The 23,913-nt window shown below is 30.2% G+C and carries 22 protein-coding genes and 1 other annotated feature; of the genes, 5 read left to right on the top strand and 17 right to left on the bottom strand.

The genetic code is table 11. The annotated features are described in order from the left end of the window. Positions 1-78: 78 nt before the first annotated feature. From alaS to A7L45_RS11785, 3 genes are all read right to left on the bottom strand, one after another. Positions 79-2,724, bottom strand: coding sequence for an alanine--tRNA ligase (gene alaS / locus A7L45_RS11775; RefSeq protein ID WP_071612959.1), 2,646 nt, complete (start codon positions 2,722-2,724; stop codon positions 79-81). Positions 2,725-2,791: 67 nt separating this feature from the next. Beyond that, positions 2,792-2,984, bottom strand: a binding site (T-box leader). Positions 2,985-3,091: 107 nt separating this feature from the next. Beyond that, complete coding sequence (locus A7L45_RS11780; RefSeq protein ID WP_071612960.1) at positions 3,092-4,120, bottom strand: AI-2E family transporter; 1,029 nt, start codon at positions 4,118-4,120, stop codon at positions 3,092-3,094. Continuing rightward, positions 4,107-4,613, bottom strand: a complete 507-nt coding sequence (locus A7L45_RS11785) for a PRC-barrel domain-containing protein (RefSeq protein WP_071612961.1) — start codon at positions 4,611-4,613, stop codon at positions 4,107-4,109. The genes A7L45_RS11780 and A7L45_RS11785 overlap by 14 nt, the downstream gene beginning before the upstream one ends. Before the next feature lie 248 nt (positions 4,614-4,861). Here A7L45_RS11785 and nagZ point away from each other — a divergent pair, with 248 nt between their 5' ends. Then, the gene (nagZ, locus tag A7L45_RS11790) at positions 4,862-6,091 is read left to right on the top strand and encodes a beta-N-acetylhexosaminidase (RefSeq protein ID WP_071612962.1); all 1,230 of its coding nucleotides are present in this window, start codon (positions 4,862-4,864) and stop codon (positions 6,089-6,091) included. A 60-nt stretch (positions 6,092-6,151) separates the two neighbouring features. On the opposite strand, the gene nifU (A7L45_RS11795) is transcribed toward nagZ, so the two are convergent. The 6 genes from nifU (A7L45_RS11795) to A7L45_RS23225 all read right to left on the bottom strand — a co-directional run bounded on the left by nifU (A7L45_RS11795) (position 6,152) and on the right by A7L45_RS23225 (position 10,068). After that, a complete protein-coding gene (gene nifU / locus A7L45_RS11795; protein WP_071612963.1) occupies positions 6,152-6,535 on the bottom strand; it encodes a Fe-S cluster assembly scaffold protein NifU in 384 nt (127 codons plus the stop codon). Positions 6,536-6,694: 159 nt separating this feature from the next. Further along, positions 6,695-7,771, bottom strand: coding sequence for a tRNA 2-thiouridine(34) synthase MnmA (mnmA, locus tag A7L45_RS11800; protein WP_071612964.1), 1,077 nt, complete (start codon positions 7,769-7,771; stop codon positions 6,695-6,697). A 10-nt stretch (positions 7,772-7,781) separates the two neighbouring features. Further along, a complete protein-coding gene (gene nifU / locus A7L45_RS11805) occupies positions 7,782-8,210 on the bottom strand; it encodes a Fe-S cluster assembly scaffold protein NifU (RefSeq protein ID WP_071612965.1) in 429 nt (142 codons plus the stop codon). Position 8,211: 1 nt separating this feature from the next. Continuing rightward, a complete protein-coding gene (gene nifS / locus A7L45_RS11810) occupies positions 8,212-9,396 on the bottom strand; it encodes a cysteine desulfurase NifS (protein WP_071612966.1) in 1,185 nt (394 codons plus the stop codon). Continuing rightward, positions 9,389-9,829 (bottom strand): RrF2 family transcriptional regulator, encoded by a 441-nt coding sequence (locus A7L45_RS11815; protein ID WP_071612967.1) that lies wholly within the window; start codon positions 9,827-9,829, stop codon positions 9,389-9,391. The genes nifS and A7L45_RS11815 overlap by 8 nt, the downstream gene beginning before the upstream one ends. A gap of 80 nt (positions 9,830-9,909) precedes the next feature. Continuing rightward, entirely contained in the window at positions 9,910-10,068 is a 159-nt protein-coding gene (locus tag A7L45_RS23225; protein ID WP_153882465.1) for a hypothetical protein, read from the bottom strand. 290 nt (positions 10,069-10,358) lie between these two features. Between A7L45_RS23225 and hisS the strand changes: the two genes are divergently transcribed. Both hisS and A7L45_RS11825 read left to right on the top strand, forming a co-directional pair. Continuing rightward, complete coding sequence (gene hisS / locus A7L45_RS11820) at positions 10,359-11,678, top strand: histidine--tRNA ligase (protein WP_071612968.1); 1,320 nt, start codon at positions 10,359-10,361, stop codon at positions 11,676-11,678. A gap of 75 nt (positions 11,679-11,753) precedes the next feature. Then, complete coding sequence (locus A7L45_RS11825; protein WP_071612969.1) at positions 11,754-13,103, top strand: aminotransferase class V-fold PLP-dependent enzyme; 1,350 nt, start codon at positions 11,754-11,756, stop codon at positions 13,101-13,103. A gap of 73 nt (positions 13,104-13,176) precedes the next feature. On the opposite strand, the gene A7L45_RS11830 is transcribed toward A7L45_RS11825, so the two are convergent. Both A7L45_RS11830 and A7L45_RS11835 read right to left on the bottom strand, forming a co-directional pair. Further along, positions 13,177-13,950 carry a histidinol phosphate phosphatase gene (locus tag A7L45_RS11830; RefSeq protein ID WP_187350214.1) on the bottom strand — a complete coding sequence of 258 codons (774 nt, stop codon included), beginning with the start codon at positions 13,948-13,950 and terminating at the stop codon, positions 13,177-13,179. Between the two features lie 133 nt (positions 13,951-14,083). Next, positions 14,084-15,316 carry a serine hydroxymethyltransferase gene (locus tag A7L45_RS11835; protein WP_373687531.1) on the bottom strand — a complete coding sequence of 411 codons (1,233 nt, stop codon included), beginning with the start codon at positions 15,314-15,316 and terminating at the stop codon, positions 14,084-14,086. A 399-nt stretch (positions 15,317-15,715) separates the two neighbouring features. Between A7L45_RS11835 and A7L45_RS11840 the strand changes: the two genes are divergently transcribed. Together A7L45_RS11840 and A7L45_RS11845 are read left to right on the top strand one after the other, a co-directional pair. After that, positions 15,716-16,489 (top strand): threonine/serine exporter family protein, encoded by a 774-nt coding sequence (locus A7L45_RS11840; protein ID WP_071612972.1) that lies wholly within the window; start codon positions 15,716-15,718, stop codon positions 16,487-16,489. Beyond that, positions 16,486-16,911, top strand: a complete 426-nt coding sequence (locus A7L45_RS11845) for a threonine/serine exporter family protein (RefSeq protein WP_071612973.1) — start codon at positions 16,486-16,488, stop codon at positions 16,909-16,911. The genes A7L45_RS11840 and A7L45_RS11845 overlap by 4 nt, the downstream gene beginning before the upstream one ends. A 30-nt stretch (positions 16,912-16,941) precedes the next feature. On the opposite strand, the gene A7L45_RS11850 is transcribed toward A7L45_RS11845, so the two are convergent. The 6 genes from A7L45_RS11850 to A7L45_RS11875 all read right to left on the bottom strand — a co-directional run bounded on the left by A7L45_RS11850 (position 16,942) and on the right by A7L45_RS11875 (position 23,864). Further along, complete coding sequence (locus tag A7L45_RS11850; RefSeq protein WP_071612974.1) at positions 16,942-17,244, bottom strand: metal-sensitive transcriptional regulator; 303 nt, start codon at positions 17,242-17,244, stop codon at positions 16,942-16,944. Beyond that, a complete protein-coding gene (aspS, locus tag A7L45_RS11855; RefSeq protein WP_071612975.1) occupies positions 17,241-19,022 on the bottom strand; it encodes an aspartate--tRNA ligase in 1,782 nt (593 codons plus the stop codon). Before aspS ends, A7L45_RS11850 begins: the two co-directional genes overlap by 4 nt. Before the next feature lie 79 nt (positions 19,023-19,101). Beyond that, positions 19,102-20,529 carry a coproporphyrinogen III oxidase gene (locus A7L45_RS11860; protein ID WP_071612976.1) on the bottom strand — a complete coding sequence of 476 codons (1,428 nt, stop codon included), beginning with the start codon at positions 20,527-20,529 and terminating at the stop codon, positions 19,102-19,104. A gap of 53 nt (positions 20,530-20,582) precedes the next feature. Further along, complete coding sequence (locus A7L45_RS11865) at positions 20,583-21,191, bottom strand: MBL fold metallo-hydrolase (RefSeq protein ID WP_071612977.1); 609 nt, start codon at positions 21,189-21,191, stop codon at positions 20,583-20,585. A gap of 10 nt (positions 21,192-21,201) precedes the next feature. After that, positions 21,202-21,648, bottom strand: a complete 447-nt coding sequence (gene dtd / locus A7L45_RS11870; protein ID WP_071612978.1) for a D-aminoacyl-tRNA deacylase — start codon at positions 21,646-21,648, stop codon at positions 21,202-21,204. Between the two features lie 32 nt (positions 21,649-21,680). Continuing rightward, the gene (locus A7L45_RS11875) at positions 21,681-23,864 is read right to left on the bottom strand and encodes a RelA/SpoT family protein (RefSeq protein WP_071612979.1); all 2,184 of its coding nucleotides are present in this window, start codon (positions 23,862-23,864) and stop codon (positions 21,681-21,683) included. Positions 23,865-23,913: the final 49 nt, after the last annotated feature.

The raw sequence follows: 23,913 nt of genomic DNA on the forward strand, positions 1-23,913 counted from the left end.
GTTGTACAATTATATACTAACATTAATTAAATTATTTCTAACTAATTATATTATAAAACAACTATTACAAAAAGTATACTATTTTACTAATCTTTCAATAATAGAGCATACATTCTCTATTGCTTCATCTAATTTATCTGGAAGTTTTCCGCCAGCCTCTGCCATATTCGGTCTACCGCCGCCGCCGCCGCCAGCAATCATAGCTACTTCTTTAATTATTTTCCCACAATGAATTCCTTTATCTATCGCGGACTTAGATGCCATTGCAATAAACTGTACTTTGTCACCTACACTACTTCCAAGTACTACTAAACCGTCACCTAGTTTATCGCGGAGTTTGTCAGCTAAATCCCTTAATGCATCTGAATCCATATTACGTACAGTACCACAGATTACCTTAACACCTTTAACTTCTTTAACATTGTTTAACATTTCATCAACTGAAGAACTAGCTAGTTTTCCTTTTAATAATATTATTTCCTTTTCTTTATCTTTTAATTCAACTAATTGAATTTGTAATTTATTAATTATGTCCTTTTCGGAGCATTTTAATGTACTCGCAATATCTTTTAATTGATTATTTTTATCCTCTAAAAATTCAATAGAATTAATACCTGTTATAGCTTCAATTCTTCTAACTCCAGCAGCTACCCCTGATTCAGATAAAATTTTAAAAAGACCTATTTCTCCTGTGTTTTTAACATGAGTACCTCCACATAATTCCTTACTGAATTCGCCTATAGAAACAACTCTAACATCATTTTTGTACTTTTCATCAAACAAAGCTATGGCTCCACTTTCTTTAGCCTTTTCTATAGTCATGACACTCGTATTAACTGTATATGCCTTTAAAATATTGTCATTTACTATCTTTTGGACTTTAATAACTTCCATTTCCGTTAATGCTGAAAAATGGGTGAAATCAAACCTTAATCTATCTTCATTTACATATGATCCTGATTGATGGACATGATCGCCTAGTACCTTTTTCAAAGCCTCTTGAAGCAAATGTGTTGCTGAGTGATTTCTACAAATTTCATTTCTTCTATCCTCGTTAACCTTAAGAGTTACTAATTCACCTGCTAGCAATTTTCCATCAATCATTTTGACAAGATGTACAATTTTTCCAGAAATATTCTTTTTACAATCATAAACCTCTGCCTTAAAATTATCATTAAAGATTATTCCCTTGTCTCCGATCTGACCTCCCATTTCAGCATAAAAAGGTGTAACTTCTGTTACAATTATTCCCTTTGAACCTTTTGAAAGTTCTGTAACAATCTCGCCTTCACTAATTAAAACTTTAACTTTAGAAAACAATTCAGTTTTATCATACCCTTCAAATTTTATTTCTATATCTTTAGGAATTAAATTCAAAACATTGTCTGCGTTACCCATGTAATCTGAATGTCCCCTGGCATCTCTTGCCATCTGCCTCTGATTTTGCATTTCAGTATTAAATTCTTTCAAATCAATCTTTATGCCTACATCTTCGAGTATTTCTTCTGTAAGTTCATATGGAAATCCATAAGTATCATATAATTTAAAAGCCTTATCTCCACCTAATATTTTATCATTATTAACTCCAAGTTCCTCTATATATCCTTTTAATATATCCATGCCTGAATCTATAGTTTCAAGAAATCTTTCCTCTTCAATTTTTACAACTTTCTTAATATAAGAGGATTTCTCGCTAAGTTCGGGATATGCTACGCAGGAATTTTTTATAACCATATCACAGAGTTCATATAAAAAAGTATTTTTAATTCCAAGTAGTCTACCATGCCTTGCTGCACGTCTTATTAGACGTCTTAAAACATAACCTCTTCCCTCATTAGACGGAAGTATTCCATCACTTATCATGAAAGTTGTACTCCTAACATGGTCAGTTATAATTTTTAATGATACGTCGCTTGCAGGGCTTTCTCCGCATTTAGCACCTGTAACCCTCGATACTTCATTTAAAATGTTTTTTATAGTATCCACTTCAAATATACTATCAGTGCCTTGCATTATAGCAGATATTCTCTCAAGTCCCATACCTGTATCTATATTAGGATTCTTTAATTTATTATAATTACCTTTTTCATCCTTATCAAATTGAGTAAATACTAAATTCCAAAATTCTATTATTCTATCTTCATTTCCTGCTTCTATAAACTCTTCACTAGTCTTTATTCTACCTAATTTTACATTTCTATCAAAATGTATTTCTGAACTTGGACCACAAGGTCCCTGACCTATCTCCCAGAAGTTCTCTTCTTTTCCTAATTTAAAAATATGTAATGGATCAATATTTGTATTTTTATTCCATACATTAAAAGCCTCATCATCCTCTAAATATACAGTAACATATAACATTTCTTTTGGTATATTTAAAACCTCAGTCACATATTCCCAAGCCCATGGAATAATCTCCTGCTTAAAATAATCACCAAAAGAAAAATTCCCTAGCATTTCAAAGAAAGTACCATGCCTTGATGTCTTACCCACATTCTCGATATCTCCCGTTCTAATACACTTTTGACAGTCAGTTATTCTAACACTAGGTGGCGTTTGAATTCCTGTGAAATATGATTTAAGTGGTTGCATACCTGCATTTACAAGTAATAAACTATTATCATTCTTAGGTACTAGAGGGAAACTCTCCAGTCTAAGATGTTCTTTACCTTCAAAAAATGTTAGAAAGGATTCCCTAATTTCATTCAAGCCTAAATTCTCCATATTATCTCCTCCGTTTATTTAAAATTCATAAATTTTTATAATACAAAAAAACCTTCACTTCCCTAAAACAAGGGACGAAAGTTTTCCGCGTTACCACCCTAATTATATCGCTGTATAATTAATAAAATTAACTATATAGCGATATCTCTCAATAAAAACAGGTTCAAAGATAGCTTCAATATACCTGTCAAGAAGTTTTCACCACCCACTTCCTCTCTAAATGACTCCATATATTTACTAACTCTCATCATTACCTAATATTAACTTTACTTATTCATTAAAACGTATTTTAACTAAATGTCTTATTATATATAAATTATAAGTAATAATCTATTTCTTGTCAATATTTAAGAATTAATTTCAAGATCTAAAATAAATAATAATTTAAGTCCTCATATATAACTTTAATTACTACTCCTAGTGGTACTGCAAGTATCATACCTAATATTCCTCCAACTGCTCCACCTATCATTAATAATAATATTACCGTTAATGGATGCATACTTATGCTTTCTCCAATTATTTTTGGTGATAATAAACTTCCTTCAATTTGTTGAAGCGCAAATATCCATATAGTTGTGTATAATGCTATTTTGGGAGATTCCAGTAGTGCAATCAAAATTATAGGGATTAGTCCAAATATAGGACCAAAATAAGGAATTATATTAAAAATACCATTTATTAAAGCTAATATTAATGGAAAATCGACTTTCATAAACATTAAGATTAAAAAGGTAGCAACAGTTATAATTCCACATAAAATAAGCTGACTCATTATATATCTACCTAGAACCTTATCAATATCATCTATAATTTTTTTTATTACATTTCTGCTCTCTGGTGGGAAAATTATAAGTGTCTTGTTTATCATGTTTTCACTATCACATAAAAAGTAATATATTATTAAAGGCGAAACCATATAAGTTAATATATTCTCCCCCAGTCCCATGATAAAATCAAGTAACTTATTGAGTATTAAAAGAATTTGTGCATTAGATTTATAATATATAGTGTTTATAATACTATCCATAATTTTATTTGTACTTAATACCTTTATTTTCGTTTTCGCATTAATTAAATAATTCCCCAAATCGTTTATTACTCTTTTTATAGATAAACTCTCTCTAAATATTGATGGTATCACCACTATAAATACTAGTAATATTAAAACTAATAGCCCAACTACTATTAAAGCAGATGCTGCCTTTTTGTTTGCCCCTCTTCTAATCAGAAGCGTATATAATGGTTTTAGACCATACGCTATAATAAACGATATAAATATTAAATTTAATAATTGTTTAATAATTGGTATTCTAATAGCTATAGCGATTATAGCAATTAATATAACAATGCTTAAAACGCAAATAACTAACCTCTTTTTATTAATTTTTTTCATTTGATTTCCCCTGTACAAAAAAATTATGAGGCATACTTTTAAAACAATATTGATCGTGATTTGGAATATAAAGAATATTTTCTTCACCAAGTATTAATTCATTTATTAATATTATTCTTTTCCCACGAAGCAAATTCGTAATAAATCCTGAAGATACTATAACCCCTTTTATTATAAAATCGTTGCCTGTAAAGGTAATATCCTCCACCATGCCCAATACATTTTTGCATATATCTATTACATCCATACTAATAAAACTATGTAAGCATAAATGCGTACTTTTTTCTACTTTTTTAACTACCATATCTTTGTTAAAGTATATTATATCTTCTTTTAATACACTCAAATTTTTTTGAAAAAAGTTGTATGGAGATATTAGAAATCCAATTACTTTACCTTTATTAAAATCTATTAATAAGTCCTTAATAAATCCAATTTTTTTACCATCTACACTCACAACATTCATAAATATAAAATCTTTACTTTTAAACATATTATCTCCTATATTAAAAAAATTTAATTGTTTTTGGTAAACTTATCTTTTCCAATTAGTATAAAAAATATTACATAAAATAAAGATAAATGATTAAAGTGATATTTGGACTTATAAAATTAAAATTCACATTTAATTTTTCCTATAAATTGCAATTATTATTGTTGCTTATATATCTTTTAAATAGTATAGTTACTTAGTAATTTTAAATATTTTGTTTATTTTTAGAAAAGAGGTTTAATTTAATAATGAAAAAATCAATTATAAGAATCTTATTAATTAGTAGTTTATTATTATCAGGTTGTAATAATTCTGATCATAGCTCTTTATCTAATGTTAAAACTAAGGATGAAGTCACTATTATGAAGACAAAGCCTATTGACTTAGTCCAAAAAAAAGTTGATTCTATGAATTTAGATGAAAAAATCGGTCAGTTGGTAATCGTTGGACTGGATGGTTATTCAATAAACAATAATATAACTAATTTAATTAAACAACATAAAGTTTCTGGAGTTATTTTATTTAGTAAAAATGTAGAGAATTCTAATCAACTAGTTAGCTTAATTAATTCAATTAAAACCAATAATTCTTTAAATAAAGCACCTCTATTTGTCTCTGTTGATGAGGAAGGTGGAAGGGTATCAAGGATGCCATATGAACTAAAAAAGCTTCCATCAAACCAAATAATAGGTAATTTGAATGATTCTGACTTAAGCTACAACATTGGAAAAATAATTGGAGATGAACTTAAAATTTATGGATTTAATATGGATTTTGCTCCCGTACTAGATATAAATAGTAACCCAAATAATCCTATAATAGGAGATAGATCATTTGGTAATAATTCAAATATTGTGAGCAAACTAGGAATCAAAACCATGAAAGGCATGAGTGATAACAATGTAATTCCGGTTGTAAAACACTTTCCTGGACATGGTGACACATCAGTTGATTCCCATGTAGGTCTTCCATTAGTAAATAAAGATATAAATGAACTTAATAATTTTGAACTATTACCTTTTAAAAACGCTATAAAAAATAATGCTGATGCTATTATGGTGGCTCATATTTTGCTAAGTAAAATAGACAATGTAAATCCTGCTAGCATGTCAAAAGTTGTTATAACGGATATACTAAGAAAAAAGCTTAAATTTAACGGAGTGGTTATTACTGATGATATGACCATGGCGGCCATAATAAAATATAACGACATTGGTGATGCTGCAATTAAGTCTTTTAATTCTGGTAGTGATATTATTTTAGTATGCCATGAATATGCTAATGAGCTAAAAGTAATTAATTCACTAAAAACTGCAGTCCAGAACAAAACAATATCAGAAAAAAGACTTAATGAGAGTGTGTACCGTATACTAAAACTCAAAGAAAAGTATAAAATCAATAATGATACGTTAAATACCATAAATACCAATAAAATCAATGAAATTAATGATAAAATAAAATCCTTCTCAAATAATTAAATAAAAGTGGAACTACATTGATTAGTCCTCAATGAAGTTCCACTTTTATTTAGAATTATACTACCAAAGCTTCAGATTTTGTGACTCTCTGTAATTATTTATCGCATTATGTATAGTTTGCTCTGCGAGTACAGAGCAATGCTCTTTCACAACTGGCAAACCCTCTAAAGCCTCAATAACTGACTTATTGGTTAATTTCCAAGCCTCTTCTAAACTTTTGCCTTTTATAAGTTCTGTCGCAATACTGGATGATGCTATAGCTGAACCACAGCCAAACGCCTTGAATTTAACGTTATTTATTATATTATCCTTTACCTCAATATAGATTTTCATTATGTCTCCACAATTAGGATCTCCTGCTTCTCCAATACCATTAGCATCACCTAATACACCCATATTTCTTGGACTATAAAAATGCTCCATAACCTTATCACTATATTCCATAGTATTACTCCTTTCCTCTCAATAAATTGTTGATAATATCCTAACCGCTACTTTATAATATTAACTATTATTTCTTATAAATGCAGAGGGATATCTAGTTTTTAACTAGATATCCCTCCGCTATAATCATCCACTAAAGTAGCAATATTTATATTGAATTTATAAAATTTTCTCTATTATCCCTCCACCAACTACTAAGTTTTCTAAATAGAAGACTACCGATTGACCTTTGGTTATAGCTCTTTGTTTCTCATCAAAAACAACCTTTACTCTATTATTTTCCATAGGAATTAAAGTAGCCGATTGTGGAATTGCCGAGTATCTAATTTTAGCTGTAACTTTCAAATTTGAGGTTAATTTGTCGAAAAGAATAAAATTCAAATCTTTAGCTATGAGACCAGTTTTAAAGATATCTTCTTCATCACCTACTATTACTTGATTAGTAATAGGATTAATATCATTAACAAATACAGGTTTTCCTAGAGCAATGCCCAATCCTTTTCTTTGTCCTATAGTATAATACACTATTCCCTTGTGTTTTCCTATAACTACTCCTTGCTTATCAACAAAGTCTCCTGGTTTTATAACTCTACCACTATATTTTTTAATATAATTTCCATGGTCATTATCAGGTATAAAACAGATTTCTTGGCTATCCCTTTTTTTAAAAACTTCAAGACCAATTTTCTCCGCAATCTTTCGTATTTCTGGTTTAGTATATTCTCCACAAGGCATTAGAGTACGACTTAGTTGATCTTGCGTTAAACCATATAAAGCATATGTCTGATCTTTCTTATTATCTTCTGCATTCTTAAGCACGTATCTATCGTCTTGTTTTTCAACTTTAGCATAATGTCCTGTAGCTATATAATCAGCACCAAGTGCTCTCGCTTTTCTTAAAAATTCATCAAATTTAATAGTCCTATTACATACAATACAAGGGTTGGGAGTTCTACCTTCCATATATTCATCAATAAAATTATCAATAACATTTTTTTTAAAAACATCTTTAAAATTCATAACATAAAATGGTATATCTAACACATCAGCAACACGCCTTGCATCATTTGCAGCTGATATAGAACAACATCCACCTTCATTTTCCTCATAATCCGGATTATCTGGTGAGAGCTTCATCATAATTCCTATAACCTCATAGCCTTGCTCTTGCAAAAGATACGCCGCTACAGAGCTATCTACTCCACCACTCATTCCAATAACTACTTTTTTCTTCATTTAAAATCACCTATTCTTCTGGTATTTCACCATGTATGTCATCGTGTTCTTCATAATCAAATTCCTCTAGACCAGCTTTTTTTCTATAATCATTTATTGCCATATGAATTGCTTCTTCAGCTAGTACCGAGCAATGCATTTTTATTGCTGGAAGTCCATCTAGAGCTTCAGCTACAGCTTTATTTGTTAATGTCCATGCATCATCTATAGATTTACCTTTAATAAGTTCTGTTGCCATACTTGAAGAAGCTATAGCTGATCCACAACCAAAGGTTTTAAATTTTGCATCTACTACTATATTATCTTCAACTTTTAAATAAACTTTCATAATATCTCCACATTTAGCGTTACCAACTTCACCTATACCACTAGCATTTTCAATTTCTCCTACATTTCTTGGATTAGTAAAATGGTCCATAACTTTTGCACTGTAATCCATATTATTTTTCCCCCTTCTTTAAGTAGTCATCATATAATGGTGACATATCTCTTAATCTTTGTATAACTTTTGGAACCGTTTCTAATACATAATCTACTTCTTCCTCAGTGGTAGCATCACCTATTGTTAATCTAAGTGATCCATGAGCTATCTCATGAATAAGGCCAATTGCAAGGAGCACATGAGATGGATCTAATGACCCAGATGTACATGCACTTCCACTTGATGCTGCGATACCCTTTGCATCGAGCATTAACAATATGGATTCACCTTCAACAAATCTAAAACTAATATTAGAGTTTCCTGGAAGTCTTTTTTCTCCTATTGGTCCATTAAGCCTTGTGAACGGTACTTTTAATAATCCATTCATAAGTTTATCTCTTAAAATAACTAATTTTTTATTATTCTCTTCCATGTTCTCAACTGCTAGTTCTAGAGCTTTACCAATTCCAACTACGCTAGCTACATTTTCAGTACCAGCTCTTTTATTTCTTTCTTGTCCACCACCATGTATTAAATTTTCTATTTTAATACCTTTTCGTATATATAAAGCTCCTATGCCTTTTGGTCCGTAAAATTTATGACCAGCAAGTGATAATAAATCTATATTCATCTCTTTTACATCAACTGGTATATGCCCTACAGCTTGAACTGCATCTGTATGGAAGAGTATTTTTTTACTTCTACATAATGCTCCTATTTCTTTTATTGGTTCTATTGTGCCAATCTCATTATTAGCAAACATTACTGATACCAAAATTGTTTTGTCAGTAATTGCATTTTCTAGATCTTTAATATTAATAAATCCATATTCATCTACCGGTAAATACGTAATATCAAATCCATTCTTAGCCAAATATTCACAGGTATGAAGTACTGCATGATGTTCAATTACTGTAGTAATTATATGATTTCCTTTTTTCTTGTAAGCAGAAGCAATACCCTTTATAGCCCAATTATCTGCTTCTGAACCACCACTTGTAAAAAATATTTCGCTTGAATCAGCATTTATCGCTTTAGCTACCTTGTCACGACCAATATCAATTGCCTTTTTAGTTTCCCTTGCTAAAGTGTAAATCGAAGATGGATTTCCAAAATATGTTGTAAAATACGGAAGCATTTCTTCCACAACTTCTGGTTTAACATATGTTGTTGCAGCATGATCCATGTAAATTGATTTATTCATTATCCTTCACTCCTTTAATTAATGTCATTTCATTATAATCAGATACAATATCTTTTAAATTTATAGAAGTAGTTACACTATCTATACTATTTTTAATTTTTTTCCATAATGGCCGAGTAGCACAGCAATCAATATTAGTACATTCTTCATCATGAAGACAAGTTGAAATTTCTATTGGTCCCTCAAGTATATTAATAATATCATAAACAGTGATTTCCGCAGGAGCTCTATTGAGTAAATATCCCCCCTGAGATCCTCTTACACTTTTAATAAGTTTGGCTTTTCGAAGTGATGAAAATAATTGTTCTAAATAATATTCAGATATACCTTGTCTTTCAGATATACTCTTTATAGATACAGGTTGTTCTCCATAGTTTATCGCTAAATCTACCATGGCTTTAACTCCATATCTTCCCTTTGTAGATAATTTCATTTAATCACTCCTTTTTATCATAACCTGCACAGCTATTTATTAACACCTTAGGTGTCATTCATCATCACCTAAGGTGTTATTTATCGTCGCAGGTGATGAAGCATTAACAAATCCATAAGGAAACTTACGTTCTTAAAGTTTTCAATCCATTTTAGTATGTAATAATTGCTTACAATAGCGAATCTTTCCTTATGAGTTATTATTAAAGTAGAGTGTTTTACTACACTTTCTAAATTCATAATATCAAACCCTAGTATTCTTGTCAACTATAAATTTTAAAATTTTCTTTTATAATATCTATCCACAACCCATATTATATAATTATCCATTAATAATCATATAATATTTCCATAATACTCGATATTACATAATTATTAAAGTTTAAAATAACACAAAAACTAAATTTATATTCATCCTTGAAGTATTCAATTATATATAGTATAATTTAGCAAGCACTTTAGCGGATGATCACCCATGTAAGTACAACACTTATGTCGGGTTTTTTATATTTTTATAGGAGGTACTAATAATGAAAAATGAAATTGTAAAACCATCAATTTTACCTGGATTTATGGAGTTATTACCAGCAGATCAAATTGAGTTCAACAAATTAGCAGATACAATAAGGAAAACTTATGAAAGTTTTGGATTTATGCCAATAGATACTCCAGTAATCGAAAAATCAGAGATTTTACTCGCAAAAGGTGGTGGAGAAACTGAAAAACAAATCTATAGATTCTCAAAGGGTAGTAATGACCTATCTCTTAGATTTGATTTAACCGTTCCCCTCGCAAGATACGTGGCTCAAAATTCTAATTCCTTAACTTTTCCTTTTAGAAGATATCAAATTGGAAAGGTATATAGAGGAGAGAGAAATCAAAAGGGGCGCTTTCGAGAATTTTATCAATGCGATATTGATATTGTTGGAAGCAACAATCTAAGCATTTTAAATGATGCTGAAATCCCTAGTATCATTTACTCAATATTTAACAATCTCGGTTTCGAGGATTTTACCATAAAAATAAATAACAGAAAAATCCTAAATGGTTTTTTTGAATCTTTAGGTATTGAAGATAAATCTGACGTCTTAAGGATTATTGATAAAATAGATAAAATCGGAGTAGTAATAGCTACTCAGGAATTACTAACTAGTGGCTTAAGTAAGGGAGTTATAGATAATATTCTTGAGTTTATTAATGCTCGTGGTAGCAACGAAGATATCTTACTATTTTTAAAGAATTTAGATATTTCTAATTCAACCTTTAAAGATGGTCTATGTGAACTTTCAACCGTTTCAAAATACGTGAAATTGTTTGGAGTTCCAGATAAGAATTTTAAAATTGATTTAAAAATATCAAGAGGTCTTGATTATTACACAGGCACAGTTTATGAAACATTTTTAAATGAATACCCATCTATTGGTTCTGTATGTTCCGGTGGGCGTTATGATAATTTAGCAGAGTATTATACAAAACAAAAATTACCAGGAGTCGGAATTTCAATCGGCTTAACTCGCTTATTTTATCAATTAAATGAAGTTGGATTCTTTAAAAACGATACAAACAGTTGTATAACAAAAGTACTCGTCATCCCATTTGATAATAATGTTATTGATTATGCAATTTCTTTTGCAAAATCCTTAAGAGACAAGGGGATCGTTACAGAAATTTACCTTGAGGACACCAAAATAGTAAAGAAACTTGGTTATGCAAATAAATTAGGAATACCATATACAATTTTAATAGGCGATGAAGAAATACAAAATAAAACTGTTAAAGTAAAAAATATGGTCACTGGCAATCAAGAAACTGCTAATTTAGACGAAGCTTATAAAATGGTTAATATTTAAATCGCAATTTTGTATCACCTTTTCCTCGTAAGCCTAATATTATATACTGTAAATAAGTATACGGGGAGGAGTATCATGTCATTTAAAGATAATAGTCCAAGCTACAGAGATTTGATACTTGGCATAAATAAAAAGGTCCCTCTTATATCCGGGAAAATGGTTACTGCAATTAATTTTGATAATGCAGCAACTACACCACCATTTAAATCTGTTATGGAAGATATTATTGATTTTGCACCATGGTATTCCTCTATTCATCGTGGTGAAGGATATAAGTCCCAATTAACTACCAAAGTATATGACGATTCTAGAAATATTGTAAGTAACTTTGTTAATTCCGATTCTAGAAATACGGTTATATATGTTAAAAACTGCACAGAAGCCCTTAATAAATTATCCAATTTATTGTACGATCCTTATAAAAAAAATGTTATATTAACTACAGATATGGAACATCACTCAAATGACCTACCCTTTAGAGATAAGTTTATTGTAGAATATATATCTGTAGATAAAGATGGGAAGTTGTCCTTAGATGATTTAGAGTCTAAATTGAATAGGTACAATAATTATGTAATATTAGTCGCAATTACAGGGGCTTCAAATGTAACTGGCTATAAAAACCCTATATATGATATAGCTAAACTAGTTCATAAATTTAATTCTAAATTATTAATTGATGGAGCACAACTAGTTCCTCATGCTCCTTTTATAATGAATAGTAAAAATTCAGAATATAATATAGATTTTCTGGTTTTCTCTGCTCATAAAATGTATGCACCATTTGGGACTGGAGTATTAATAGGCCCTAAAAATATTTTAGATAATTGTGAACCTGATTTAGTAGGAGGCGGAACAGTCGATATTGTCACTCATAATTTTATAAAATGGAATGACTCTCCACAGAGACATGAAGCTGGCTCACCAAATGTTATAGGATCTATAGCTTTGGCCTCGGCTATTAGGACATTAAGTAAAATTGGTATGGATAACGTGGAGCGTGTTGAAAAGAAATTAACTACCTATGCCATCAATAAAATAAAAGATATACCAAATGTTAAAATATATTGCGACACTTCTAGATGTGTTGACAGAGTTAGCATAATCCCATTTAATATATGTGGAATGCATCACGCACTTGTTGCAAAAATTCTCTCCTATGAATGCGGCATTTCGGTAAGAAGTGGATGTTTTTGTGCTCAACCATACCTAGTTAAACTACTAGGTATTTCTAATGATTTTCTAATTAAACGCATAAAAAATCCTGATTTGTATCACCCAGGAATGGTTAGAATTAGTTTTGGACTTTACAACACATACGCGGAAATCGATATATTAGCTTATGCTCTAGAACAAATTTCTTTAAGGAGAGATTATTATATTATTAAATATGAAAATATGAAAAAGACACTTTTTGATTTTTAATATGTATTTTTATAAAAAATAAAATAGTACACTATATTTGTGTACTATTTTTATAATATACGGCTTCTCTATTTTATATAATCATATACTCCATTTTTCTTTCCTTAAAATAAACAGGTTTCAAGTTGCATATTTCGCAGAGCCTAATAGCTTGAGTAAAATAAGCACCAATATCTTCTGCATTATGAGCATCTGATCCTATGGTTACATATTTTCCACCTACTTGCCTATATGTTTTATAAATATTAATTAAATTGGTATATGCTTCCTTATTTCCAAGACGCCTAGTATTAATTTCAATAACTTTTTCATTTTTTACTATTGTTTTAAAAATCTCATTTATGTATTCATCAAACTCATTATAATATATTTCTTTATCATCATAAGTTGCATATCTTGATATATAATCAATATGACCTAAGCTATCAATGAAGTCATACTGATCCACATTCGCAATCATACTTAAAAAATATTTGTCAAAGGCTTCTTTCTTAGTCTTATCTTCATAATATTTTGGGTAGTAAATATCTTCCCCACCTGCCGCATGTATAGACCCAATTATATAGTCAAAAGGATATTTACTTGCAACTTCTCTATTTTCCTCTAAACAAACTTCTTGCATTCCAATTTCAATTCCAAGCATAAGCTTTTCACTCCTATATTTCTCATAGTCATTAAAATACTTATCTATATCAAAAGCCATATCTGCACCTTTTGGAAATTTTAAATCTAGATGCTCTGTAAAAGTCATACCTATACCACTTTTTCTTGATTGTTCCAAAGCATTCTTAACTTTCATTTCAGAGTCATCAGAAAACTCTGTATGTATATGTGAGTCAATCATAATTCATCTCCCCTGTATTTTTTTAGAATATTTAATAACCTCTAATTATATTAATACCTTTAATTACAACAAAAATCAATACAAAAATATATAACAGCAACCTATTTAAATTAGGTTACTGCTATTTTTATACTTTCTATTTATATAATGGGAATCTGTTACATAATTCTTTTACTTTCTCTCTAATTGGCACTAAATCTCCTTCTCTATTTTCTATAGTTTCATTTATGAGTTCAGCTATTATTTTCATTTCCTCTTCTTTAAATCCTCTTGTAGTTACAGCTGGTGTACCAATTCTTATACCACTTGTAACAAATGGACTTAAAGTTTCATTTGGTACAGTATTTTTATTTACTGTAATCCCAACAATATCTAATAACTTTTCAGCTTCCTTACCCGTAATGTTTTTATTTGTTAATTCTATTAATAAAAGATGATTATCTGTACCACCTGATACTAATTTAAATCCATATTTTTGGAGTTCTTTTCCGAGTAATTTCGCATTTTTAACAACTTGTTCAATGTAAACTTTAAATTCTGGCTTAAGAGCTTCACCGAAACAAACAGCTTTGGCTGCTATAGTATGCATTAAAGGCCCACCTTGCATACCTGGGAAAATAGCTTTATCTATTTGTTTTGCATATTTTTCTTTGCATAAAATTACTCCACCTCTAGGACCTCTCAAAGTTTTATGAGTTGTTGTAGTCACAAAATCAGCATATGGAACTGGAGACTCATGTGCGCCTGTTGCAACAAGCCCTGCTATATGTGCCATATCTACAAACATATACGCATTAACCTCATCACATATTTCTCTAAATAATTTAAAGTTTATAGTTCTTGGGTAAGCGCTAGCTCCAACAACTATCATTTTAGGATTATGTTCTTTAGCCAAAGCTCTAACTTTTTCATAATCTATTGTTTCTGTCTCTAAATCAACACCATAAGGAACAAAATTATATAATATTCCAGAAAAATTTACTGGACTTCCATGAGTTAAATGTCCACCATGGCTTAAATTCATACCTAGTACTGTATCTCCTGGTTTAAGCACAGAGAAATATACAGCCATATTAGCTTGAGATCCTGAATGAGGTTGTACATTGGCATGTTCTGCACCGAAAAGTTCTTTAATTCGTGTGCGAGCTAAATCTTCTACTTTATCAACTACTTCACAACCGCCATAATATCTTTTACCAGGATATCCTTCTGCATATTTATTAGTTAATATAGATCCATTTGCTTCAAGTACAGCTCTACTAACAAAATTTTCTGAAGCAATTAGTTCGATATGATCCTCCTGCCTTGTATCCTCTTCTTCAATTATTTCGTAAATTGCTAAATCACTGCTTTTTAAATATTCTTCCATGTTCATACCCATCCTCTCGTCTTTTAAATTAAACAATCTGATAAAATGATTCCATTAATAATTATAAAAATCAATAAAAATAATACTCTGAAATTTCAGAAATAAATAGTATAAGTATATTATAAAATTTTATACGATAATTATCAACTAAAAGATACTAATTTCATGAAATTTTATGGTTTTTATTATAAAATATTATTAATATAAGAAATTAATGCTACCTAAATCACATATTTTAATCATAAGTGACATATTAAAGTTTACGAAAATAATAAATAAGATAACTTAATTTTCTAACTAATAAGAATTTATTAGCTTTATGGTATATACTAATAGAGCAATTTTATTATTATATACTATATAATATCTAAAGTTAAATTTATTCAGAAAGGAGATTATATGTATACTGACGATATTATTCAAATCGCTGCTGAAGCCGGTAAAATCATTTTAGAAAATGGTGGGGAAACTTATAGGGTAGAGCAAACAATAACTATGATATGTAAGTCTTACGGCGTATCACGAACCGAGAGTTTTGTTACTCCTACAGGCATTATGATTTCTATAACTAATAGTAAAAATCAGACCATTTCATTAATTAGAAGAATTCACATTAGGACAGTTAATCTTCGCAAGGTTTCCATGATTAATAATCTATCAAGACAAGTTGTATCAGCTCCTTTATCCATAGTGGATATAAAAAAAGAAATTGAATATATTAATAATTTACAACCTTATTCTGAAAAGACTACTACTTTTTTTTCAGCTTTCTGCGCAGGATTTTTTACGTTACTTTTTGGTGGAAATTATAAAGATTTCTTTGTAGCCTTTATAATCGGAGCCATTATTAATTATTTAAGTTTATTTTTAGATAAATTTGAAATAAATAGTTTTTTAAAAAATACGCTTAGCGGTTCTGTAGCTGCACTCATAGCGCTAATAGCTAATTCACTTCATTTAGTAGGTAATATGGATACTATAATAATAGGATCAATAATGTTATTAGTACCTGGCATAGCCATTACAAATGCAATAAGGGATACTATTGCTGGAGATTTAGTTTCTGGTATATCTAGATCAATAGAGGCTTTATTTATAGCTGTTGCCATATCTTCTGGCACGAGTATAATTTTCAAAATTTGGTTCTTATTGTTTGGAGGTACTCTTGTATGATTCTTAATTCTTTTTACGCATTTCTAAGTTCTCTATGTTTTGGAGTACTATTTAACATCCGTGGTAAAAACCTAATAATTGCATCACTTGGAGGTGGACTTGCTTGGCTTACTTATCTTATTTCTGGAAGACTTCAACCATCCCTAGTTTTTTCATTGTTTCTTGCATCAATGGTTGGTAGCATATATTCAGAAATAATGGCAAGATTATATAAAAATCCTGTGACTATGTTTGTAATCTGTGCAATTATACCCCTTGTGCCCGGTGGTGGAATGTATTATGCCACCCTTGAAGCTGTAAAAGGTAACTTTACTGTCGCTCTAACCAAAGGCGCTGAGACACTATTTAGTGCAGGTGCAATTGCAGTTGGAATAGTACTAGTAGCTTCAATAAGTACTGTTTTCAAAAAAATAAAGAAGTAAAATTTGATATCAAATTTTACTTCTTTATTTTTACTTTAAAAACATAAGAAAAGTTGAGACTAGCTCTTCAATTTTAGCTTTTTCTTCATTTTTTTCTTCATAACTACCATTATCCTCATGTAAAAGACAGTTTTTTGTATATCTTTCTAAAACAAGTCCACCAACTTTATTCATAGCGGCTCTTGCTGCGGCAACTTGAACCAATACGTCTTTGCAACAAGCTTCACATGTTATCATCTTTTCTATACCTTTAACTTGTCCCTCGATCTTCCTCAATCTAACTTGAATATTTTTGACTAATTCGTCATTTATTGATTTATCATCATTTATCATTTTACCTCAGCTTTTGTAATACCAAGTTCTTTAAGCTGTTTGTCATCAACCATATTTGGTGCTTCACTCATTGGACAGTAAGCATTTTGATTTTTCGGGAAAGCAATAACATCCTTAATGTTATCTGTTCCTGCTAAAAACATTATCATTCTATCAAGTCCAAAAGCAAGTCCGCCATGAGGTGGTGGTCCAAATTTAAATGCTTCTAGTAAGAAACCAAATCTTTCCCATGCCTTTTCCTGTGTAAATCCCAAAACCTTAAGCATAGTTTCTTGAAGCTCTGAACTATGTATTCTTATACTTCCTCCACCTAATTCTTCTCCATTTAAGACTATATCATATGCTTTAGCACGAACTCTACCTGGATCTGATTCAAGATATTGTAGATCCTCATCCATTGGCATTGTGAAAGGATGATGTGCTGCTATATATCTATTTTCTTCTTCGCTATAATCAAATAAAGGAAATTCTGTAATCCATACAAAATTAAATTCCTTATTATCTTTTAAAATTTCTAGTTCTTTAGCTACATGTAATCTTAAGGCTCCTAAACTTTGTAGTGTTATACTATCCTTATCTGCAACAATAAGCACTAAATCTCCAGTTTTTGCCTCAACCTTATCGAGTATTTCTTGCATTTGCTGTTCATTAAAGAACTTAGCCATAGGTGATTTTATCCCATCTTCTTTACATGCAATCCAGGCAAGCCCTTTTGCTCTATAAGTCTTAACAAACTCACCAAATTTGTCTAATTTTTTTCTTCCCATATCTGCAGCATTCTCAACTTTTATAGCTCTTACTGAGCCACCATTTTCTATAGCGCTTTTAAACACTACAAATTCAGAATCTTTTACAACGCTTGTAATGTCATTAATTTCCATTCCAAATCTTATATCTGGCTTATCTGAACCATATTTACTCATAGCTTCTTTATACTTCATTCGCCTTATAGGAAGTTTAACATCTTCATTCACAACTTCCTTAAATACTTTTTTAATTAGTGCTTCGTTAATAGCCATAACATCATCTTCTTCAACAAACGACATTTCTATGTCAATTTGTGTAAACTCTGGTTGTCTATTAGCTCTCAAATCTTCATCTCTAAAACATCTTGCAAGTTGAAAGTATTTATCATATCCAGAAACCATTAGTAATTGTTTAAATAGCTGTGGTGATTGTGGAAGTGCATAAAACATACCTGGGTAATTTCTACTTGGGACTAGATAGTCCCTTGCACCCTCAGGAGTACTTTTTGTAAGCATAGGTGTTTCTATTTCTAAGAATCCATTTTCATCTAAAAAGTCACGAACAACCTTAGTTGTTTTAGATCGTATCATAAATATTTTTTGCATATCTGGTCGTCTTAAATCTAGGTATCTGTATTTTAGACGTATATTTTCTGCTGCATCTAGACCTTCTTTTATATATATAGGTGGTGTTTCTGATTCAGATAATATTTTTATGTTCTCGCCTTTAACCTCTACAAGCCCTGTTGGGAGATTTTCATTTGGAGATTGTCTTTTAACAAGTTCACCAGTTACAGCAAGGCAGTACTCTGGTTTTACTTTATCTGCTTTTTCAAAAGCTTCTTTATTTATTTCTTCTCCAAATACTAATTGAAGTATTCCTGTTCTATCTCTTAAATCTATAAAAACAAGTCCCCCTAGATTTCTTTTTCTTTGAACCCAACCCATTACTGTTATTGTATTTGATATGTGTGATTCTCTAAGATCTCCACACATATTGGTTCTCTTTAAACCATTTAATGCTTCTGCCATTTTATTTTTCTCCTTCCTTATTATAAATTATATTAACACTAAAACCAGTACCCTTAGGCGCTTTAATATACATTATATTTTAAGCATATAATGTATTTAGTAATACAATTTTCTTATCAATCATTTCATCTACTCTTTTTATGTATTCACGAACATCCTTTACGTTTGCGAACCTTTCATGTCTATTTTCATCTAAAAACACGACTTTAGAAACTGCATCTGCACCTAGTGCAATGACTGTTTGTTTTTCTTCAATCATTTGAATATTATAGATGCCTTCTTTAGAAATCGCTGTATATCCTATATTCTCCATATTACCTATCATATTTTTCTGCTTATACATATAATATGGTTTCATATCAAGTTTTTTTGTTAATTCTACAGTAAGCCCATACATTTTATTTAATTCTTCTTGCCCTGGAACTTCAAATCTATAATTGTTAAGCATATTTTCATGAAGCCTTGAAGCTCTTTTTATAGACATACCATGAATTGTAATACTATCAGGTTTAATCTTATAAATTTCATTACAAGTTTTAATCATATGTGAAATTTTTTCTCCAGGTAGACCTACTATCAAATCCATATTTATATTATTAAACCCTAGTTCCCTTGCCATTTCAAACTTTTCAAAAACATCTTCTACGCAGTGATTTCTTCCAATTAATTTCAATGTATCATCATTCATTGTTTGAGGGTTAATACTTATTCGATGTACTCCATATTTTTTCATAGTAATTAATTTTTCACGTGTTATGCTATCCGGTCTTCCACATTCCACTGTAAATTCTCGCACATTGTTTCGCAAAATAAATGCATCATATATATAATTCATTATATATTCAAATTGTTCATTGTTTATTGCTGTAGGTGTACCACCGCCAAAATATACACATTCTATATTTAGCTTCTTTTCAAGTATATACTCACCTATACTCTTAATCTCATGGGCTAAAGCCTCAAGATAAGGCATAACAATATTTTTGCATTTGCCTATAGGATTAGAAGTAAAAGAACAATATATACATCTAGTAGGACAAAACGGCATATCAATATAAATACTTACATTATTTTTTTCTTTATTAACAATATTTCGCTCAAACTTTGCGACATCAATACAAAGTTGTGCTTTATCTTCTCTTGTAACATGTTTTTCTTTAAACTCTGCGATTATTTTATCGTCTGATACTCCCCTTTCGAGCAAATCAAGAGCTTTTTTAGAAGGTCTAATCCCTATTATTGTACCCCATGGAAGTTCCTGAGTTGTGTTTTTTGAAAAATATATAAAAACAGCCTTTTTAACTTCATCCTTAAGTTTATATACATTGTTAACAAAATACTTAAAACTTTCAGGCTGGCCTTGTATATCTATTACAGTTTCTCCTACATTAATATTAAAATCATAATCTTCTTCTACGAACTTAATATCTGGGAAAAAATAAAATAAATTTATGATTTGAAATACATCATAATTAAATTGTTCATTACTTAATTTTACTTTTATCATCTTAACTCCTTAATAAACATAGTGTATAATATCATAATATATTATACACCATATTAATCCTGTAAAAATGGATTGTTTAATTTTTCTTTATTTATTGTACTGCTAGGTCCGTGACCAGGATAGACCAAGGTGTCACCTGAAAGGCACAAAAGCTTTGATTTAATACTATTAATTATAGCATTAAAGTCTCCTCCTACGAAATCTGTTCTCCCTATAGAACCTGCAAAAAGTGTATCCCCAGTAAACGAACATTTGCCTGTTAAAAAACTCATGCCACCCGGTGTATGCCCTGGAGTATCTACACAAGTAATTTGAATGTTTTCAATTTTTATTATATCACCATCACTTAATAATTTATCTGCACCACCTTTAATAAGAGGTCCAAATAAATACTCACCTTTAGTTATTAAATCATCATCTTTTTTGTTTATACAAACTATTGCATTTGTTATTGCTTTAAGTTCACAAACTCCCGATGTATGATCTACATGACCATGTGTTAAAAGTATATACTTAACTTTCGCACCCATATTGTTTATTACTTTAACAATATCATCAACATCTCCACCTGGATCAATCACTACCGCTTCACCTGTGTTTTTATCCATTACAATATAACAATTTGCTCCATATATTCCTGCTATAACTTTTTTAATTTCCATTCTAATCCTCCTAGAAATCTTTCTTACTCTCTAAAAGCAGAGTTACTGGGCCATCATTTTGGATATAAACCTGCATATCCGCCCCAAATTCTCCAGTTTTAACTTCGCCTATTACCTCTGCACACTGTTTTACAAACTCTAAATACAATTTTTCGGATTGCTCGCCACCAAGGGCTCTCATAAAACTTGGTCTTCTGCCTTTCCTACAATCTCCATATAATGTGAATTGTGACACTATAAGAAGTTCTCCTCCAACATCTATTAAAGATTTGTTCATTTTATCATCTTCATCAAAAATTCTAAGATTTAAAATTTTATCCTTTAAGTACTTTATATCATCTATTGTATCTCCATCGCATATTCCAACTAAAACATTTAAACCAAACCCTATTTCACTAACTACTTTGCCACTCACTTCAACCCTTGATGATTTAACTCTTTGAACTACTGCTCTCATAACTACATCTCCTAAATAAAATAAAACAATTCTTAATTTTTAATCCTATAAACTTCTAATACACCAGATAATTTAGCTATTTTCTTTTGTAATTCTTTCAAATTATCTATTCCTGCAACTTTTAACTTTATATTTATTAAGGCAACATTATTTTTTAAAGTTTTTGCATTTATTGAATAAAGCTGGGTTTTAGTTAACGTTATTATCTCCATTATACTAGATAATAGACCATATTTGTCATCTGCTTTAATTTGAATTTCGGTAATATAGCCTTTCCCCTCTGAAACTCCCCAGCTTACTTCAACCACCTTATTTGCATCATTATTCATTAGGGATTTAGCGTTTTTACAATCACGTCTATGAACAGAAACTCCACGACCCATTGTTATATAACCTATTATTTCGTCTCCTGGAACTGGGTTACAGCATTTAGCGAAACGTACAAGTAGATTTCCTTCACCTTTAACTATTAACCCTGAATAATCCAATTTCTTTTTATCATCTTTGCCTATAGTCTTAGTTATCTTTTCCTCAATATCCTCAACCGTCATGTTTTCTTGTTTATTTTTATTCTCATAAACTTCTTTCAATCTATTAACTACAGTTGAAGGCATAATATCTCCCACTCCAACATATGCAAATAAATCATCTAAACTTCTAAAGTTATATTTTTTATATATTTTTTCTATTGCTTCACCCTTAGCAATCACTCCAAAATTATATTCTTGTCTTTTGGATTCACGTTCTAATAATTCTTTACCTTTTTCAATGCTTTCTTCTCTTTTGGACTTTTTAAACCAGGCCTTGATTTTACTCTTAGCTTGATTACTTTTTGTAATATTTAGCCAATCAATGTTAGGCCCCTTAGCCGTAGGTGAAGTTATAACTTCAACTATTTCTCCAGTTTTTAAGTGATATTCAAGTGGCACCATTCTTCCATTTACTTTTGCACCCATACATTTATTTCCAATATCTGTATGTATTCTATATGCAAAATCAATTGGAGTTGCATCTAAAGGTAAGTTAATAACCTCACCTTTAGGCGTAAATACGAAAACTTCATCTGAGAATAAATCAATTTTAAAACCTTCCATAAATTCTTCTGCATCAAAAGTTTCTCCTTGCCATTCAAGAATATCCTTTAGCCATGAAAGTTTAGAATCAAGATTTTTATCATCACTTTGATCTGTACCCTCTTTATATTTCCAATGAGCTGCAATACCATACTCTGCAGTTTTGTGCATCTCATAGGTTCTAATCTGTATTTCAAAAGGTTTCCCATGTGGTCCTATTACTGTTGAATGAAGTGACTGATACATATTAGGTTTTGGCATAGCAATATAATCTTTAAATCTTCCTGGAATTGGTTTATAAACTGTATGTACTATCCCTAAAGCAGCATAGCAATTACCAATATCATTAACTAAAATTCTAACGGCAGTCAAATCAAAAACTTGATCTATAGTTTTATTTTGGGTAACCATCTTTCTGTATATACTGTAAAAATGCTTTGGTCTACCATCAAGTTCAGCTTCTATTCCAACAATATTTAAGTTATATTTTAATTCCTCCATTATATTGTTAATGTTATCTTCACGCTCAACTCGTTTTTCAGCAATTTTTCTTACTAGATTATAATATTCATTTGGGTTTAAATACCTAAGTGATAAATCCTCAAGTTCCCATTTTATTTTAGACATTCCAAGCCTATGTGCCAGCGGAGCATAGATATCCAAAGTTTCTTTTGCCTTTTGTTTTTGTTTTGCAATCGGCATATATTTAAGCGTTCGCATATTATGAAGTCTATCTGCAAGCTTAATAAGAATAACTCTAATATCTTTTGCCATAGCAAGTAACATTTTACGAACATTATCAGCTTGTTCCTCTTCCTTAGTCTTATATTTTATGAGACCAAGCTTAGTAACGCCTTCCACTAAATTTGCTACTTCTATATTAAATTCTCTGCTTACATCTTCAAAAGTATATACTGTATCCTCAATTACATCATGAAGTAAGCCAGCAACAATTGTACTAGCATCAAGTCCCATTTCTGCTAAAATACATGCTACTTCTACTGGATGAACTATATATGGTTCACCAGATTCTCTCTTTTGCTCTTTATGTGCAGCATAAGAAAAATTAAATGCTTTAATAATAAGGTCTTTGTCTACATTATTACAATTATTTTCAATCTTAGATAATAATTTTTCTAACATGCTTATACACTCCTAAAATCAAAGGCTGGTTAAATAACCAGCCAATACT

Origin of the sequence: Clostridium estertheticum subsp. estertheticum (assembly GCF_001877035.1) — a bacterium.
Taxonomy (GTDB): Bacteria; Bacillota; Clostridia; order Clostridiales; family Clostridiaceae; genus Clostridium_AD; species Clostridium_AD estertheticum.

Bases quoted from the DNA above. Each gene is read 5' to 3' on its own strand.
- alaS (WP_071612959.1), bottom strand. From the start codon at position 2,724: ATGGAGAATTTAGGCTTGAATGAAATTAGGGAATCCTTTCTAACATTT.
- A7L45_RS11780 (WP_071612960.1), bottom strand. From the start codon at position 4,120: ATGAAAAAAATTAATAAAAAGAGGTTAGTTATTTGCGTTTTAAGCATT.
- A7L45_RS11785 (WP_071612961.1), bottom strand. From the start codon at position 4,613: ATGTTTAAAAGTAAAGATTTTATATTTATGAATGTTGTGAGTGTAGAT.
- nagZ (WP_071612962.1), top strand. From the start codon at position 4,862: ATGAAAAAATCAATTATAAGAATCTTATTAATTAGTAGTTTATTATTA.
- nifU (WP_071612963.1), bottom strand. From the start codon at position 6,535: ATGGAATATAGTGATAAGGTTATGGAGCATTTTTATAGTCCAAGAAAT.
- mnmA (WP_071612964.1), bottom strand. From the start codon at position 7,771: ATGAAGAAAAAAGTAGTTATTGGAATGAGTGGTGGAGTAGATAGCTCT.
- nifU (WP_071612965.1), bottom strand. From the start codon at position 8,210: ATGGATTACAGTGCAAAAGTTATGGACCATTTTACTAATCCAAGAAAT.
- nifS (WP_071612966.1), bottom strand. From the start codon at position 9,396: ATGAATAAATCAATTTACATGGATCATGCTGCAACAACATATGTTAAA.
- A7L45_RS11815 (WP_071612967.1), bottom strand. From the start codon at position 9,829: ATGAAATTATCTACAAAGGGAAGATATGGAGTTAAAGCCATGGTAGAT.
- A7L45_RS23225 (WP_153882465.1), bottom strand. From the start codon at position 10,068: ATGAATTTAGAAAGTGTAGTAAAACACTCTACTTTAATAATAACTCAT.
- hisS (WP_071612968.1), top strand. From the start codon at position 10,359: ATGAAAAATGAAATTGTAAAACCATCAATTTTACCTGGATTTATGGAG.
- A7L45_RS11825 (WP_071612969.1), top strand. From the start codon at position 11,754: ATGTCATTTAAAGATAATAGTCCAAGCTACAGAGATTTGATACTTGGC.
- A7L45_RS11835 (WP_373687531.1), bottom strand. From the start codon at position 15,316: ATGGAAGAATATTTAAAAAGCAGTGATTTAGCAATTTACGAAATAATT.
- A7L45_RS11840 (WP_071612972.1), top strand. From the start codon at position 15,716: ATGTATACTGACGATATTATTCAAATCGCTGCTGAAGCCGGTAAAATC.
- A7L45_RS11845 (WP_071612973.1), top strand. From the start codon at position 16,486: ATGATTCTTAATTCTTTTTACGCATTTCTAAGTTCTCTATGTTTTGGA.
- A7L45_RS11850 (WP_071612974.1), bottom strand. From the start codon at position 17,244: ATGATAAATGATGATAAATCAATAAATGACGAATTAGTCAAAAATATT.
- aspS (WP_071612975.1), bottom strand. From the start codon at position 19,022: ATGGCAGAAGCATTAAATGGTTTAAAGAGAACCAATATGTGTGGAGAT.
- A7L45_RS11860 (WP_071612976.1), bottom strand. From the start codon at position 20,529: ATGATAAAAGTAAAATTAAGTAATGAACAATTTAATTATGATGTATTT.
- A7L45_RS11865 (WP_071612977.1), bottom strand. From the start codon at position 21,191: ATGGAAATTAAAAAAGTTATAGCAGGAATATATGGAGCAAATTGTTAT.
- dtd (WP_071612978.1), bottom strand. From the start codon at position 21,648: ATGAGAGCAGTAGTTCAAAGAGTTAAATCATCAAGGGTTGAAGTGAGT.
- A7L45_RS11875 (WP_071612979.1), bottom strand. From the start codon at position 23,864: ATGTTAGAAAAATTATTATCTAAGATTGAAAATAATTGTAATAATGTA.